Origin of the sequence: Mesorhizobium sp. (assembly GCF_965229135.1) — a bacterium.
GTDB lineage: Bacteria > Pseudomonadota > Alphaproteobacteria > Rhizobiales > Rhizobiaceae > Mesorhizobium.
Map to the genome: position 1 here is coordinate 4,958,033 of NZ_OZ245860.1, position 15,104 is coordinate 4,973,136.

Below are 15,104 nucleotides of genomic sequence, written 5' to 3' on the forward strand. Positions count from 1 at the left end.
CCGGCGAGGCCTCGCGGCCCGCAGCCGAAAGGGGGTCGTCCATGAACTTCGTGTTCTTCTCGCCGCATTTTCCCGCCAATGGCGCGGATTTCTGCGACCGGCTGAAGAAGGCAGGCGCCACCGTGCTCGGCATCGGTGATGCACCGTTCGACATGCTGGATGGCAAGCTGAAGGCCGCCCTGTCTGAATATTATCGCATCGCGGACATGGAGGACTATGACGCTGTGTTCCGGGCTATCGGCCACTTCATTCACAGATGGGGCCGCATCGACCGCTTCGAGTCGCTCAACGAGCACTGGCTGGAGCTGGAGGCCAACATCCGCACCGATTTCAACATCTTTGGCACCAAGCTCGATTTCGTGAAGAACCTGAAGCGCAAGAGCCGCATGCGCGCCTTCTTCCGCAAGAGCGGCGTCGAAACCATTCCGCAGCGCAAATGCTCCGACCGCGCGGGGGCCATGACCTTCATCCGCCGTGTCGGCTATCCTGTCGTGGTCAAGCCGGATTCCGGCTCCGGCGCCTCCAACACCTATAAGATTTCAAGCGCCAGGGAGCTCGACCGGTTCTTCAAGGAAAAGCCGGCGAATGTGAACTTCGTCATGGAGCAGTTTATCGAGGGGTTGGTAGTGACCTTCGACGGGCTGGTTAACAGGGACGGCGAGGTGGTGCTCGCGGCCAGCCATCGCTACGACCAGAGCGTGATGGAAGTGGTCAACAGGGACCGGCATATGAGTTACACCTGCTTTCCCCGGATCAACCCGGCAGTCGAGGAGGCTGGCCGCAAGATTCTGAAAGCATTCGATGTGCGCGAGCGCTTCTTCCACATCGAGTTGTTCCAGACGACGGACGACCGTGTCATCGCGCTGGAGGTCAACATGCGTCCGCCGGGCGCCTGGATGACCGACGCCATCAACTACACGTTCGACATCGACGTCTATGCCGCCTGGGCCGACATGGTGGTGAAGGACGCCGCCGGCGGTCCTTACGAGGGCAAATATTTCACCGCTTATGCCAGCCGCAAGCGACACCTGGCCTACCTGCACGGTCACGAGGAGGTGCTGGCCAGTCATGACGACATGATCGTTCACCATCAGGCCATCGAGGAGGTTTTCAGCCGCGCCATGGGGAATTACGCCTACCAGTTGCGCTCGAAAGACCCCGCGGCGTTGCGCGCGGCCGTCGACTACATCCATGCGGAAGAGGCATAGGCCCGATGGACATTTCCTATCACAAGGGTTTCAGCCGCAATCTCGGCCGCGACATGGAGTACAAGCGCTATGGCCATGCCGGCCGGCCGGTGGTGGTGTTCCCGACTTCGCAAGGACGGTTCTACCAGTTCGAGGATTCCGGCGCGGTGACGGCGCTTGCTGACTTCATCGACACCGGCCGCATCCAGCTGTTCACGCTTGACGGTATCGATTCTGAATCCTTCTTCAACAAGCATGCCGATGCCGCCCACCGCATCGGCCGCCACGAGGCCTATTTCCGCTATGTGCGGGAGGAGGCGCTGCCGGAACTGGTATCGACAGCCACCGACGCCAATGGCGGACGGCACCTGAGGCCGCTCTTCTGCGGATGCTCGATGGGTGGCTACCACTCGTCCAACTTCGTCTTCCGCTTTCCGGAACTCGCCAGCGGCGTCATCGCGCTGTCGGGCGTCTATTCGAGCCGTGACTTCTTCGGCAAGGCGCTTGAAGGCGACATCTTCTACAATTCGCCGCTCGATTATCTGCAGGGCATAGTCGACCAGAAGCTGCTTGGCCGGCTGAAAGTGCTGAGGCTGATCTTCTGCTGCGGGCAGGGGGCATGGGAAGAGCGCATGCTGGTCGAGACACGCGCGCTGGAGCAGATCCTGCGCGACAAGCACATTCCCGCCTGGGTCGACTATTGGGGCGGCGATGTCAGCCACGACTGGCCATGGTGGCACAAGCAGCTGGTCTACTTCTTCGCACGCTGGCTGGACGACGACCTGATGCATCGGCTGGACTGATGGATACGAACTGTCCCATCCATCGTTTCGTCGATGCCACCAATGAAGGTGACACCGAGGCCTTCCTGAGCATTTTTACGCCCGATGCCTTGCTCATCGACTGGGGGCGCAAGTTTCGCGGGCGCCAGCAGATCGCGCAGTGGAACGAAACCGACAATATCGGGGTTCAGTCCAGGTTGCGCATCGTCAGCATCGCCTCGTCCAAGGGCGCCTGCCGCGTACGCATTGCCGTGACCGGCAATGGTTTCAACGGCGAAGGCGACATGACGTTCAAGTTGGACGGCGACCTGATTTCGAGCCTGGTGATCGCCTGAGATTGCCGGGTTACGCCTCCTGGCACGCTTCCAGAGCAGGCGTCTCTCGTTCCGCCGCCGGTCCCCGCCGAAGGCCGAGGAAGACAATGATGGCGGTCACGACGGTGATCGTTGCCAGCACCATTAGCAGTGTATCAAAGGCGGTCTCATAAGCGTGGACCAGAATGGCCTGGTCGGCTTGGGGCAGGCTCTCCTTCGCGGCGCCAAGATTGCCGGTAACCAGCAACTGGGCTGTGTCGGTCACGTTCAAAGCAACGCCGCGCGCGGTGAGCTGTGCTGCCGTGAAGCCGGAAAGAACGGCGCTGACGATTGCCAGGGCTACGCCCTCGGAAGCGATGCGGGTGGTGTTGAAGATGCCGACAGCCATTCCGGCGCGCTCCCTGGGGACGACACTGACGGCCAGCCCGTCCATCAATCCCCATGGCAGGCTGATGCCCACACCGATCGCCAGCAACGGCGCCACCACCATGGCGCCGCCTGCCGGAACCTGTCTGAGCCAAACAAGGCCCACTGCCGCAATGAGCAGGCCGGCGCCGCAGATCGTCGCCGGGGCGACCGAGCGCGCAAGCAGGCCGGCAAGCATCGGCAGGATCAGCAAGGGGCTCGACAGGCATATCATCATTTGCCCGGCTTGCACCTCGGTCATGCCCTCGATGCCGATGAAGCGGATCGGCAACAGCACCAGCAGCACCACGAAGGCGTAGGCGGGAGCCGACGCCAGGAACTGGACACCGACGAAGCGCGGATAGCGGAACAGCGTCAGGTCAAGCATCGGCCGCCGCACGCGCCGCTCGATGATGATGAAGGCTGCCAGGAAAATGGCAGCGCCGGCAAGCAGCGTCATGACATAGGGGTTCGTCCAGCCGGACTGGGGAGCACTCAGAACACCACAGGTGAGCGATGCGAGCGCCAGCGTGAAGGTGGCGGCGCCCGGCCAGTCGACGCCCGCCGCATCGGGATCACGGGATTCGCGGAGATGGCGCGCGCCGAGGATGAAAGCCACGATCGCCAAACCGACGACGAGAAGGAAGATCGAACGCCAACCGAGGGCATCGATAAGCATGCCGCAGGCGATCGGCCCAAAGGCGAGGCCGATGCCGAAGCTGGTGCCGAGCAGGCTGAAGGCGCGCAACTGCGTCGGTCCTTCGAATTCCTGGGCGAGGGCCGAAGCTCCGCCTGCAAAGGCCATCGCGCTGCCGATGCCCTGCGCCGCCCGAAAGAGGTCGAACCAGATGATGTGAGGCGCAAGCGTCGCAGCCAGCGAAGCCAGGACAAATGTGAGCAGCCCGGCGAGGAATATCCGCTTGCGGCCATGATTGTCGGCCAGCGCGCCCATCGCCATCAGGCTGGCGCCGAAAGTCAGCATGAAGGCGTTCGTCACCCAGTTGAGTTCAATCGGGCCGCCGCCAAGGTCGCTCGCGATCCTCGACAGCGCGATGGCCGGCCCGGTGAATGTCAGCGGCATCGTCATCGCTGCAAGGCATACCGAGAGAAGGACGAACCAGCGTTGCGCCGCGCCGGCGGATCGGTTTGTTGATGTCATGGATTTTCCCGTCCTGAAGGAGGATCTGTGATTGCCGCCGGCCTGAAACGCAGTGACGGCCGGCTTCTTTCGACAAGATAGGCCAGCGACATTCCCATCAGAATGGTGGTAAATCTCCGTTCATACCGGAACGAAACGCTCGAATGGGTCGATGTGATGGATCGTTTGAATGGCCTCATGGCCTTTGCCCGCACCGCCGAGCTCGGCAGCTTCGTCGCCGCCGGGCGGGTGCTCGGCCTCTCCGCCTCGGCGGTCGGCAAGAGCGTTGCCAGGCTGGAGCAGGAACTCGGCGTGCGCCTGCTCCAGCGCAGCACGCGCCGGATAGGCCTCACGGAGGAAGGCAAGCTGTTCAACGAGCGGGTGCGCCGCATCCTTGATGATATCGACGACGCCGAAGCGATGTTGTCGCGAACGCGCGAGACGCCGCATGGCCGGCTTCGCGTCTCAACGCCGATCGTCACCTACCATATGCTGTTGCCGGTGCTGCCCGCCTTCATGGCGCGCTATCCGGATATCGAGCTCGATATCGACTTCAACGACCACATTGTCGATATCATCGAAGAAGGCATCGATGTTGCGATCCGCAGCGGCGACCTGCCGGATTCACGGCTGCTGGCGCGGCCCCTGGGGCCCTTCCGACTGCATCTGTGCGCGGCTCCGGCCTATCTTGAACGCCATGGGGTTCCAGCGGCGCCGGACGATCTGCGGAATCATCTGGGCATACGCTTCCGTTTCCCCAACAGCGGCAAAGTGCAGGAATGGCCGCTGATCTCCGGCACAGGCGAGTTGGAGACTCGAACCGTGCTGACCTGCAACAACATGGAGGCCCTGAAAGGCGCGACGATCAGCGGGCTCGGCATTGGCTGCATGCCGGATTTCCTCGTGCGCGATGCACTGGCCACCGGCGCCTTGCACAGCCTCCTCGAAGAGCATGTCGACGGCAGCGGCCGGTTCAGGATTCTGTGGCCATCCAATCGCTACCTTTCGCCGAAGGTACGTGTCTTCATCGACTTCCTGTCCGAGCGGCTTTCCGGCGAGCGATAAGTCGGAGCCGTGCCGAGCATGAGTTGGGCTGCCATGCCGAAGATGAACGGCGGCAGGCGCTCACGGCCTTGTGATGCCAATATGTGAAGGTAAACTTTGCAGGTTGCATTCGCATATGCCAGAATGTCGCCATGGATGATGACCGCGACCGCCAGAATGATACCGATGCCGCGCGCGCCCTGGCTGTGGCGGGAGAGCTTCGGGTCGTGGTCAGCAGGCTGAAGCGGCGTCTGCGTGAACAGGCCGATGTCGGCGACCTGACCACATCGCAGAAGTCGGTGCTTCTACATCTGGAACGCGAAGGACCGGCGACCGTCACGATGCTCGCACGAGCCCAGAACATGCGTCCGCAATCGATGGGCGCCATCGTATCGACGCTGCAAGTGGCGGGTCTGGTCAATGGCGCGCCAGACCCGAGCGACGGCCGGCAGACCATCCTGTCACTGACGCCCGCCTGCCGCGACATGATAACGGCCGGGCGCGCGGCCCGCGAGGATTGGTTGTTCCGCGCGATCCACGCCAATCTTGACCGGCAAGAGCAGGAGCAACTGGCTGATGCCGTCGAATTGCTGAAGCGGCTCGCTGCTTCCTGATCATCATGCACACGCGCCGCAGCTCCGGTCGCCGAAGGGAAACACCATGGCAGTCACCACGCTTGACCCGAAAACGGCGCTCGTCGTCATCGATCTGCAAAAGGGCATCGTCGCGTTGCCCACCGCCCATCCGACAAGCGAGGTCGTGAGGCAGGCAAGCATGCTGGCGGAGGCGTTCCGCGGTCGCGGCCTGCCAGTCGTGCTCGTCAATGTTGCCGGCGCGCCTCCCGGCCGGACGGAACAGCCGCCTCGCATAGGCACCTTTCCCGACGGCTGGGCTGATCTTGTTCCCGAATTGAAGCAGCAGCCGACAGATCACACCGTGACCAAGCGTACCGCTGGCGCCTTCGTCAAAACCGACCTCGAAGCCTGGCTGAAGGGCAATGGCGTCACCCAGGTGGTCATCGTCGGCGTTTCGACCAGCATGGGCGTCGAGGCGACCGCGCGCCATGCCCGTGATCTCGGCTTCAACGTCACGCTCGCCGTCGATGCGATGACCGACACGAACGTCGATGCCCACCACAACAGCATCGCGCATGTCTTTCCGAGGCTGGGCGAAACCGGCACGACCCGGGACGTCATCGATCTGCTGGCCAAGAGGAGTGCCTGAGGATGCAATGGATAGACTACGTATCCTATCTGTTTGGCGGCGCTTTCCTGACGAATGCCGTGCCGCATTTTGTCAGCGGGGTCATGGGGCGAACCTTCCAAAGCCCCTTTGCCACGCCGCGCGGCGAGGGGCATTCGTCCTCGACCGTCAATCTCCTGTGGGGATTTCTGAATCTGGTGATCGGGTATCTCCTGGTGATCCGTGTCGGTGACTTCGATCTGCGCTCCACGGCCGATGTCGTAGCACTTGGATTGGGGGCTCTCCTGATCGGATTGTTCATGGCGCGCCACTTCGGCCGCTTCAACGGCGGTAATTCGCCGGCCGACGGATGAGCACTCCGGCGAAGGGCACGTTTCGTTCACTGGCCGGCTTCAACTACCGGGTCTGGGCCGGCGGCGCGATCGTGTCCAATGTCGGAACCTGGATGCAGCGCACCGCCCAGGACTGGGTGGTGCTGACCCAACTGACCCATAACAATGCCACCGCCATGGGCGTGGTGATGGCGCTGCAATTCGCACCACAGATCCTGCTTTTGCCATGGACGGGTTTCGCCGCCGATCATCTCGACCGGCGAAAGTTGCTGCTGGCCACGCAAAGCGCGATGGGGCTGCTCGCGCTCGGCCTTGGCCTGCTCACCATCACCGGGCTCGTCCAGTTGTGGCACGTCTATGTGTTCGCATTCCTGCTCGGCTGCGCGACCGCGTTCGACGCGCCGGCGCGCCAGACCTTCGTCTCGGATCTCGTCGGAGAGGCCGATTTGTCGAACGCGGTCGCGCTGAACTCCACATCGTTCAACGCGGCTCGGATGATCGGCCCCGCCGTAGCCGGCACCCTCATCGCGTCCGTCGGCTCCGGCTGGGTCTTCCTCATCAACGCGGTGTCATTTGCAGCCGTGCTTGCCTCGCTTTGCCTGTTGCGCATTGGCGAGCTCCACCTGAAGGACAAGGCCAAGCGAACCCGGGGCAGCCTTGTCGAGGGCTTTGCCTATGTCTGGGGCCGCCCCGACCTCAAGGCGATCCTTTTCATGCTCTTCCTGATCGGTACGTTCGGGCTGAACTTTCCGATCTTCATCTCGACCATGTCCGTCTCGGTCTTTCATGCGGGGGCAAGCGAGTACGGGCTGTTGACGTCGACGATGGCCATAGGCTCGGTCGCCGGCGCGTTGCTTGCAGCCCGTCGCGAGCAGCCCCGCATGGTGTTCCTGCTGGCGGGGGCGGCGGTCTTCGGTTTCGGCTTCGGGCTGGCCGCGCTCATGCCGAACCAATGGCTGTTCGGCCTCGCGCTCATCGTCATCGGCGTTTCCGCGCAGACCGTGACCACCTCGACGATCAGCCTGGTGCAGCTCTCGACAGAACCGGCCATGCGGGGGCGCGTCATGGCCATATTGCTGGCCATCACACTCGGTGGCACGCCCATCGGCGCGCCGATCGTCGGTTGGTTGGCCGACAGTTTCGGCCCACGCTGGGCGCTTGGCGTCGCGGCACTCGCGGGCTTGGCCGCCGCTATCGTCGTGGCCCGCTACCTGGTTAGATATCGCGAGATGCGGCTGCTCTTCGATGCCGGGCGCATCCGCCTCGTGATCGATGGCGGCGCGACGCTGGAACACACCTAGATACTGATGATCCGCAGCCGTTGGCTTGTTCCGTTTCAGCCTGTCTTGACGGGAGGCAGGCCGAAGCCGCCTGCCGGATGGGTTTCCACCTGGAATTCGAAGCCGGCGATGATGGGCCGCGCCTTGGCGATGGCCGCCTGGACTTCCGGCAGTTGCAGCGACGCCTTGTGGCTCGCCGCGTCGGTCCACACTTCCGTCACCCAGATGGCGTCGGCATCGGCCGGATCCCGGGCGATGACATAGCTCAGGCAGCCGGGCATGTCGGTGGTGGAGGCGAGCAGGACGTCCATGATCGCGTCGCGCTGGCCGCGCGCCGCCCGCATCTTGCCGATCAGTCCATACATCCCTTTGTCTCCCTTCAGCTTCCTCGACCAGGAGTATGCAGATTGCCGCTCAAGGCATCAACTGGCCGCCATTCACCTCGATCACCTGGCCGGTGATGTAGCCGCTCAGGAGATCGGAGGAGAGGAACAGATAGGCGCCGACGCAATCCTCGGCAGTGCCGGCGCGACCCTGCGGGATGGTGGCGACCATGCCCTTCATCTGTTCGTCGGTCGAATAGCGTTCATGGAAGGGGGTGGCGATGGTTCCGGGCGCCACGGCGTTGACGCGTATGCCGAAGCCGATCAGTTCCTTGGCCATGCCGCGCGTCACGTTGGAGACGAAGGCCTTGGCCGAGCCATAGAGTCCGGCGCCGCCGCCCGCGCCATTGCGCGCGGCGATCGAGGAGGTGTTGACGATGAAGCCGCCCTGCTTCTTCAACCACGGGATCGCCTTGCGCGAGGCTGTCAGCACGGAGCGGGCGTTGAGGTCCATCACCGCATCGTAATGGGCTTCGGTCTGCTCGGCATAAGGCACACGTCCCAGCATGCCGCCCGCGTTGTTGACGAGGCCATCGAGCCGGCCGAAATGCCTGGCGCTGTCCTCGGCGACGCGCTCGACGTCGGCGGGCACCGAAAAATCGCCCTGGACGAGGAACACCTCGCCGCCCTTGTCGCGTATGGCGCCGGCCAGTGCCTCGGCGGCCTGCCGGCTCGAATTGTAGTGCAACGCAACGCGACTTTTCTGCGCGGCATAGGCCAGCGCCAGCGCCGCACCGATGCCGGTCGAGGCACCGGTGACCAGGACCGCCTTGCCGGCGAGATCGGGGATCGAGAGCGTGGTCTGCGGCACTGTGAATTCCTCCAATGAGCCCGGCCGTTTTCCGGTCTGGTCAAGACTGTGCACTACGGCCGCAGATACGCATAGCCCTGGCGTTGCAGTTCGGCGAGCTTGACGACGCCGCCCTTGTCGGCGGCCTGAAAACCGTCGAGCAGGTCGGCCAGCGCTATCTCCATGCTCCGCATTGTGTTGGCGCAGGCATAAGGGTCGAGGCCTTGCCGGGTCAGCCCGGAGAAGCTGCTGGAGATGGCTCCGGAGGCGCTCCTGGACTTGAAAGCGGCAAGTGCCGGGCCATGCACGACCAGCACGATCCCGACATTGCCGCCGGTTCCGTCATAATGGTTCTTGATGTTGCCGAGGACGAAATTGACCTTGTCGACGTCGCTCAGATGGTAGGCGACCTTGGGCTTCTCTTCATCCGTGGCCGCCGCCGCGCGCAGGCCGAGAAGCGTTCCTGCCCCGGCAAGGGCTCCACGGAAAATATCTCGCCGCAGCATCATATCGCCCCGCTTCCAGTTCGCCCGAATGGCATGGTCTCGGGGGCGATCCTAGCATAAAATGGGACAGCGTCCTGTCGATGCGAGGAGAGGTCACATGGCGTTGAAGGCCGTTCTGGGCGCCGGGTTCGTTGCGGCGCTGCTTGCGCTGTTGTCCTGTGCGGCCCTTGCCGATGATGCGCCAAGGCTCAGCGAGCTCAGCCCGGACGGCAAGGATGCCTGTTTCGGTCGCGTCTACGATGCCGCCCATCTCAAGGCGCACCCGCGGCAGAAGGTGGCGCGGATCTTCTTCTACTATGGCCACGATCCGGTCAGCCGCCCGAACGAGGAACCGGCGCCAGGCTCCGACACCTACAACGCCTTCATGACCACGACCGTGCGCGGCGCCAGCAAGCCCGAATGGGCCGGTGGCTGGTGCAACAGGCAAGATCCCAACGACAAATCGAGCGGCATCCATTGCGGCATGGATTGCGACCGCACCCTGGCGTCGCTGAAGGTCGACGACAAGGGCCGCCTGACCATCTCGGACGTGCAGCCGGATCTCTATCTCGATGCGGGGTCGGAAGAAGAACTCGGCACCGCCGAGTACAACAAGCAGGCGCTGGGCAAGGAGGATGACGGCTTCCTTCTGGACCCGATGCCGTCGGCGACCTGCAAGGCCGAGTTCGCGCGGATCGATCCGATCGACCCAGCGCTCGGCGCACCGCTGCGCGAGCGGCTGAAGCCGGACCAGGCGTTCTGCTACGGCCACGACTATGATGACGCGCATATGGCTGGTCATACCGGCCAGCTTACCCAATCAATCCGGGTTTTCCGTGGGCCGGTCGAACTGGCCTCCTTCGCCAGGGACGGAGATGCCTCGAACTGGCCAAATGGAGCCGATATCGCGGTGTCGGTGACCACGCGGCAGAAGTCGGGCAAGGTCACGCAGACCTACTCCTGCCAGGGCGAGGCGGACCAGTGGCGCTGCGTGGCGAGCGCGAAGATGAGCGACTTCTCCTGCGACATCACGCAGAAGGAGATCTTCCTGCGAAGGGGGGCGGACGGCACGATGATGCTGGCCAACCCCAACAGCGGCTTGCCCGTCGTCGATCTCTGTTCGAAGGCGGCAGACGGCAAGACGAAATCGGACGACAAGGTCTACCGCCTGCAGCCTATGCCGCAATCGGCCTGCGCACCTTAGGCCTGCCGGTATTCAGGTGATGCCGGCCTGCGAACGGCGGATTCCTGCGCTTCCCCGCTCTACTGCGCCGCAGTAGAACTGAGCTCACGTACTTGAAGTCCGCTCCGCTCCGGTTCTCGCAAGCCACCATTCCCGGCTCGGCCTGACCTGAATCTCGACACGCCTTGCCAAATCGCAAGCCAGCGGGAGGTTACGCGAACGGAACGGCCGTCGTGCCCTTGGGCAGCTTGGCTTCTTCCTCGGGCTCGACATGGATGATGACGCGCACGGAGGGGATTTCGGCCCTCAGCGCGTCCTCTATGCGGTCGCAGATGACGTGGCTGGCGCCCACTGACATGTCGGCATCGACGACCAGATGGAACTCGATGAAGGTGGCCCTGCCGGCGATGCGGGTCTTCAGGTCGTGGACCTCCAGCGCGCCCTTGCAGTTGGCCGAGATGATGTCGCGGATACGCATATGCTCGGCGGTATCGACGGCGCGGTCCATCAGCCCGTTCATCGACGAGCCGATGACATGCCAGCCCTGCCACAGGATGTTGAGCGCCACGATGACGGCAAGGGCTGGGTCGAGGATCTGCCAGCCGGTGAGTATGGCGCCGACCAGGCCGCCGAAGACGCCGATCGAGGTGACCACGTCGGTCATGATGTGATTGCCGTCGGCAACCAGCGCCGGGGACTTTTCCGCACGGCCGGCGCGGATCAGCGTCCAGGCCCAGAAGGCATTGATGGCCGTGGCGACGCCGTTGACGGCAAGGCCGTTCCAAGGCTTTTCCAGGGGCGCCGGCGTCTGCCAGGAGCGCCAGACTTCGTTGAGGATCAAAAGCGAGGCGAGCACGATCAGCACGCCTTCGAGCACCGCCGAGAAATACTCGGCCTTGTGATGGCCGAACGGATGATCCTGGTCCGCCGGCTTGTGGCTAACCTGGATCGCCCAGAAGGCGGCGACCGAGGCGATGACGTTGACGATCGATTCCAGCGCGTCGGAATAGAGCGCCACGGAGCCGGTGAGATACCAGGCGGCGAGCTTGAGGCCGAGCACGACGGCCGCAATGATGATCGACCAGAAGGCGAGCGCCGCCACCTTCTTCTTGGCCGCCGCCTTCGCTTCGATCGCCATCATGTTCCCGGCTTCGACCATATCGTCAGGCGGCCTTTTCCTTGGCCTTGCGCGGCAGATGGGCGACGATGTTCTCGATGATGCGCATGCCGGCATTGTGGCCGAGCGTCATGATCGATTCCGGGTGGAACTGCACCGCGGCGATAGGTTCCTTGCGGTGCTCGAAGGCCATGATGATGCCGTCCTCGGTCTCCGCCGTGACGATGAAATCATCGGGCAGCCGCACTGGATCGGCGAAGATCGAGTGGTAGCGGCCGACGGTGACCTCCTTGGGCAGGCCGGAGAAGATGATGCCCGGCTTCGAGACGCGGATGCGCGATGGCTTGCCGTGCATCGGTATGTGCAACTGCCTGAGTTCGCCGCCATAGGCCTCGGCCAGCGCCTGCAGGCCAAGGCAGACGCCGAAGATCGGCAGATCGCGGGCGCGGGCGCGCCGGATGGTGGCGGCACAGTCGAAATCCTTCGGCGTGCCGGGGCCGGGCGAGAGCACGACGAGGTCGGGCTTCAGCCGGTCGAACACTTCGTCGGGCACCGGCGTGCGCACGGTCGATACATTGGCGCCGGTCTGGCGGAAATAGTTGGCCAGCGTGTGGACGAAGGAGTCCTCGTGGTCGACCAGCAGGATGTTCACGCCGTCGCCGACGCGCGCGGTGGTGCGCTCGGTGCTGGCGGCGTTGCCGGCCTTGGCGTCGCGGATGGCGGAGAGCATGGCGGATGCCTTCAGTTCGGTTTCGGCTTCTTCTTCCTCGGGAACGCTGTCGAAGAGCAGCGTGGCGCCGGCGCGCACCTCGGCGATGCCGTCCTTGATGCGGATGGTGCGCAAGGTCAAGCCGGTGTTCATGTCACCGTTGAAGTTGACCATGCCTATCGCCCCGCCATACCAGGCCCGTGGGCTCTTCTCGTTCTGCTCGATGAAACGCATAGCCCATAATTTTGGCGCGCCGGTGACAGTGACCGCCCAGGCGTGCGACAAAAACGCGTCGAACGCGTCCATGCCCTCGCGCAGCCGGCCCTCGATATGGTCAACGGTGTGGATCAGGCGCGAATACATCTCGATCTGGCGGCGGCCGATGACGCGTACCGAGCCCGGCTCGCAGACGCGCGACTTGTCGTTGCGGTCGACATCCGAGCACATTGTGAGTTCGGACTCGTCCTTTTTCGAATTGAGCAGCTTCAGGATCTGCTCGCTGTCGGAAATGGCGTCCTCGCCGCGCTTGATCGTGCCCGAGATCGGGCAGGTCTCGACGCGCCGGCCGTTGACGCGCACGAACATTTCCGGCGAGGCGCCGATCAGGAATTCGCCTTCGCCCAGATTGATGAAGAAGGAGTAGGGCGAGGGATTGATCGCCTTCAGCTTGCGCGAAATATCCGACGGCGCGGTCTCGCAGCGCTCGTAGAACATCTGGCCGGGTACGACCTCGAACAGGTCGCCGCGCTTGAACGAATCCATCGCCTTGCGCACCAGGTTGGCATATTCGCCGGGCTCGTGGTCGCCGCGCGGCGGGATGCGGTCGGCGGTCTTGAACGGCTCGACGACCTCGTCGCGGGCGAGGCCCTCGGTCGAAAACCCTTCACCGGAATAGTCGTAACGGTCGGTCCAGGCCTTGGCTGAATAATGGTCGACGACCAGGATCTCGTCGGGCAGGAACAGCACGAGGTCGCGCTGGCTTTCCTTGCGCTCTAGCTTGTAGTCGACCGGATCGAACTGGAAGGCGAGGTCGTAGCCGAAGGCGCCATAGAGGCCGAGATTGGCGTCTTCCGAGGTCTTGAACAATGCCGTGATGGCGCGCAGCACGGTGAAGACCGAGGGAACGCGGCTGCGCTCCTCCTCGGTGAAGACGCGGCCGGGCTTGGCGACATCGAGACGGATGAGCCTTTTCGACGTTTCGGTGATCGTCACATCGGCCAGGCCGCCAAGCGTCCGGCCGATGACCGGCAACAGTGCCTCGCCACGGCCGTTGAGCGCTTCGATGCGCATGGCGCGGCCGCGCGCGGAGATCACCAGCGGCGGGTCGATGATGGCGGTGTCCCATCGCGTGTAACGGCCGGGATATTCGTAATTCGAGGAGAACACCGCACCCCGACGCGAATTCAGCCCGTCGACATAGGCATCGATCGCGCCTTCGTAGGGCCGGTCATGGCGCTCCCGGGTGATGGTCACGCCACCCGCGGTCACGAAACGCTCGGCGCCGTTTTCGAGAACTTTCATCGTCGTCATTGCCGTCTCCATCAGCGTCTTGGGTATTTTCAGCTTCTTGGGGCAACGAACCCGGGATTTGGCTTGGAAAAAACAAATGGCCGCCCGGACATTCCGTTGCGGCCACCTTCTATTTTCACGCGCACGCGATCGAACAGGCCGCTGTCAGCAGGCCCACCACCAGATGGTCTTGGTCGAACGCATGTTCATGGCGAAATCCATAGCCGCGAAAAGCGGGATACGCAACAGGTTTGAAGGTCTGTCCGTTGGCTGCCGCTTCATCACGTCATGGTACATCGTCAAAGCCGGCAGCCCCGTCTAGTCTTGGCATCCAACAGCGGAAAGACGGGAAGATGCCAATGACCGGCCAAATCGAACGCGCACGCGCATTCCACGCCCTGCACGTCAAGGGAAATCCTGTCGTCCTCTACAATGCCTGGGATCCAGGCACGGCCAAGATCGTCGAGAAGGCGGGCGCCAAGGCCATCGCGACAGGAAGCTGGCCGGTCGCGGCCGCCTTCGGCTATGCCGATGGCGAGAAGATCCCGCTTGAACTCGCACTCGACAACATCAAACGCATCGTGGCCGCCGTGGACTTGCCGGTGACGATGGATCTGGAGGGCGGTTACGGCGTCGACCCGGAATTCGTTGCCCGCACGGTAACGCTGGCGTTGCGGGCCGGCGCGATTGGGTTCAATTTCGAAGACCAGGTCGTTGGCGGCAGCGGCCTGCACGACATCTCTGTCCAGGTAAGACGCATCGAAGCCGCTGCCGCTGCCGTGAAGGCCTCGGGCATCCCCGCCTTCATCAACGCACGAACCGATATTTTCCTCAAAGCCAAGCCGGATGCGCATGATGATGTGCTGCTCGACCAGGCCATCGAGCGGGCAGAGGCCTTCGAAGAAGCCGGCGCGCACGGCTTCTTCGCTCCAGGTCTCGGCGACGAGGGGCTGATCGAGACGCTCTGCAATGCGACGAACCTGCCGGTCAACATCATCGCGCTGGCGCATGTGCCGCCGCGCCAGCGGCTTGCCGAACTTGGCGTAGCCCGCGTGAGCCATGGCCCGGTGCCTTACCGGCAGATGGCCGAATGGCTGGAGGCAAAGGCGCGGTTGGCGATCTCGGGCTAGGGCATGCTGATATTCAGGTGATGCCGGCCTGCAAACAGCGGTTTCCTGCTCTGCCGGTGCTCACGTACTTTAAGTACGCTCCGCTCCGGTTCTCGGAAACCACTGTTTTCGAC

General features: G+C 63.5%; 16 protein-coding genes. 10 read left to right on the top strand and 6 right to left on the bottom strand.

The window, feature by feature from the left end; translation table 11 throughout:
* Positions 1 to 41: 41 nt before the first annotated feature.
* From ACO07C_RS23640 to ACO07C_RS23650, 3 genes are read left to right on the top strand one after another with little or no spacing between them, the layout of a single operon-like run.
* Positions 42 to 1,208 (top strand): ATP-grasp domain-containing protein, encoded by a 1,167-nt coding sequence (locus ACO07C_RS23640; protein WP_421916584.1) that lies wholly within the window; start codon positions 42 to 44, stop codon positions 1,206 to 1,208.
* Positions 1,209 to 1,213: 5 nt separating this feature from the next.
* On the top strand, positions 1,214 to 1,990 hold the full coding sequence (locus tag ACO07C_RS23645) for an esterase family protein (RefSeq protein ID WP_421916585.1): 777 nt from the start codon (positions 1,214 to 1,216) through the stop codon (positions 1,988 to 1,990).
* Positions 1,990 to 2,304 (top strand): nuclear transport factor 2 family protein, encoded by a 315-nt coding sequence (locus ACO07C_RS23650; protein WP_421916586.1) that lies wholly within the window; start codon positions 1,990 to 1,992, stop codon positions 2,302 to 2,304. Before ACO07C_RS23645 ends, ACO07C_RS23650 begins: the two co-directional genes overlap by 1 nt.
* Positions 2,305 to 2,314: 10 nt before the next feature.
* On the opposite strand, the gene ACO07C_RS23655 is transcribed toward ACO07C_RS23650, so the two are convergent.
* On the bottom strand, positions 2,315 to 3,847 hold the full coding sequence (locus ACO07C_RS23655) for an MFS transporter (RefSeq protein ID WP_421916587.1): 1,533 nt from the start codon (positions 3,845 to 3,847) through the stop codon (positions 2,315 to 2,317).
* A gap of 156 nt (positions 3,848 to 4,003) precedes the next feature.
* Here ACO07C_RS23655 and ACO07C_RS23660 point away from each other — a divergent pair, with 156 nt between their 5' ends.
* The 5 genes from ACO07C_RS23660 to ACO07C_RS23680 all read left to right on the top strand — a co-directional run bounded on the left by ACO07C_RS23660 (position 4,004) and on the right by ACO07C_RS23680 (position 7,706).
* On the top strand, positions 4,004 to 4,891 hold the full coding sequence (locus ACO07C_RS23660; RefSeq protein WP_421916588.1) for a LysR family transcriptional regulator: 888 nt from the start codon (positions 4,004 to 4,006) through the stop codon (positions 4,889 to 4,891).
* A 131-nt stretch (positions 4,892 to 5,022) separates the two neighbouring features.
* Entirely contained in the window at positions 5,023 to 5,484 is a 462-nt protein-coding gene (locus ACO07C_RS23665; RefSeq protein WP_421916589.1) for a MarR family winged helix-turn-helix transcriptional regulator, read from the top strand.
* A gap of 46 nt (positions 5,485 to 5,530) precedes the next feature.
* Positions 5,531 to 6,094 (top strand): isochorismatase family protein, encoded by a 564-nt coding sequence (locus ACO07C_RS23670; RefSeq protein ID WP_421916590.1) that lies wholly within the window; start codon positions 5,531 to 5,533, stop codon positions 6,092 to 6,094.
* 2 nt (positions 6,095 to 6,096) lie between these two features.
* Positions 6,097 to 6,426 carry a hypothetical protein gene (locus tag ACO07C_RS23675; protein ID WP_421916591.1) on the top strand — a complete coding sequence of 110 codons (330 nt, stop codon included), beginning with the start codon at positions 6,097 to 6,099 and terminating at the stop codon, positions 6,424 to 6,426.
* Positions 6,423 to 7,706: an MFS transporter gene (locus ACO07C_RS23680; RefSeq protein WP_421916592.1), complete on the top strand. Its 1,284-nt coding sequence runs from the start codon at positions 6,423 to 6,425 to the stop codon at positions 7,704 to 7,706. The genes ACO07C_RS23675 and ACO07C_RS23680 overlap by 4 nt, the downstream gene beginning before the upstream one ends.
* A 35-nt stretch (positions 7,707 to 7,741) precedes the next feature.
* On the opposite strand, the gene ACO07C_RS23685 is transcribed toward ACO07C_RS23680, so the two are convergent.
* The 3 genes from ACO07C_RS23685 to ACO07C_RS23695 are packed head-to-tail and all read right to left on the bottom strand — an operon-like array spanning position 7,742 to position 9,364.
* Entirely contained in the window at positions 7,742 to 8,050 is a 309-nt protein-coding gene (locus ACO07C_RS23685; RefSeq protein ID WP_421916593.1) for a putative quinol monooxygenase, read from the bottom strand.
* Between the two features lie 49 nt (positions 8,051 to 8,099).
* Positions 8,100 to 8,879, bottom strand: a complete 780-nt coding sequence (locus ACO07C_RS23690; RefSeq protein ID WP_421916594.1) for an SDR family NAD(P)-dependent oxidoreductase — start codon at positions 8,877 to 8,879, stop codon at positions 8,100 to 8,102.
* 53 nt (positions 8,880 to 8,932) lie between these two features.
* Positions 8,933 to 9,364 (bottom strand): hypothetical protein, encoded by a 432-nt coding sequence (locus ACO07C_RS23695; RefSeq protein ID WP_421917590.1) that lies wholly within the window; start codon positions 9,362 to 9,364, stop codon positions 8,933 to 8,935.
* A 97-nt stretch (positions 9,365 to 9,461) separates the two neighbouring features.
* On the opposite strand from ACO07C_RS23695, the gene ACO07C_RS23700 reads away from it, so the two are divergent.
* Complete coding sequence (locus tag ACO07C_RS23700) at positions 9,462 to 10,547, top strand: hypothetical protein (protein WP_421916595.1); 1,086 nt, start codon at positions 9,462 to 9,464, stop codon at positions 10,545 to 10,547.
* 190 nt (positions 10,548 to 10,737) lie between these two features.
* Here the strand turns inward: ACO07C_RS23700 and ACO07C_RS23705 are convergent, their stop codons facing one another.
* A complete protein-coding gene (locus ACO07C_RS23705) occupies positions 10,738 to 11,685 on the bottom strand; it encodes a cation diffusion facilitator family transporter (protein ID WP_421916596.1) in 948 nt (315 codons plus the stop codon).
* A gap of 4 nt (positions 11,686 to 11,689) precedes the next feature.
* Entirely contained in the window at positions 11,690 to 13,894 is a 2,205-nt protein-coding gene (locus tag ACO07C_RS23710; protein ID WP_421916597.1) for an anthranilate synthase, read from the bottom strand.
* Positions 13,895 to 14,220: 326 nt separating this feature from the next.
* On the opposite strand from ACO07C_RS23710, the gene ACO07C_RS23715 reads away from it, so the two are divergent.
* Positions 14,221 to 14,991 (top strand): isocitrate lyase/PEP mutase family protein, encoded by a 771-nt coding sequence (locus ACO07C_RS23715; RefSeq protein ID WP_421916598.1) that lies wholly within the window; start codon positions 14,221 to 14,223, stop codon positions 14,989 to 14,991.
* The last annotated feature ends 113 nt before the right edge of the window (positions 14,992 to 15,104 follow it).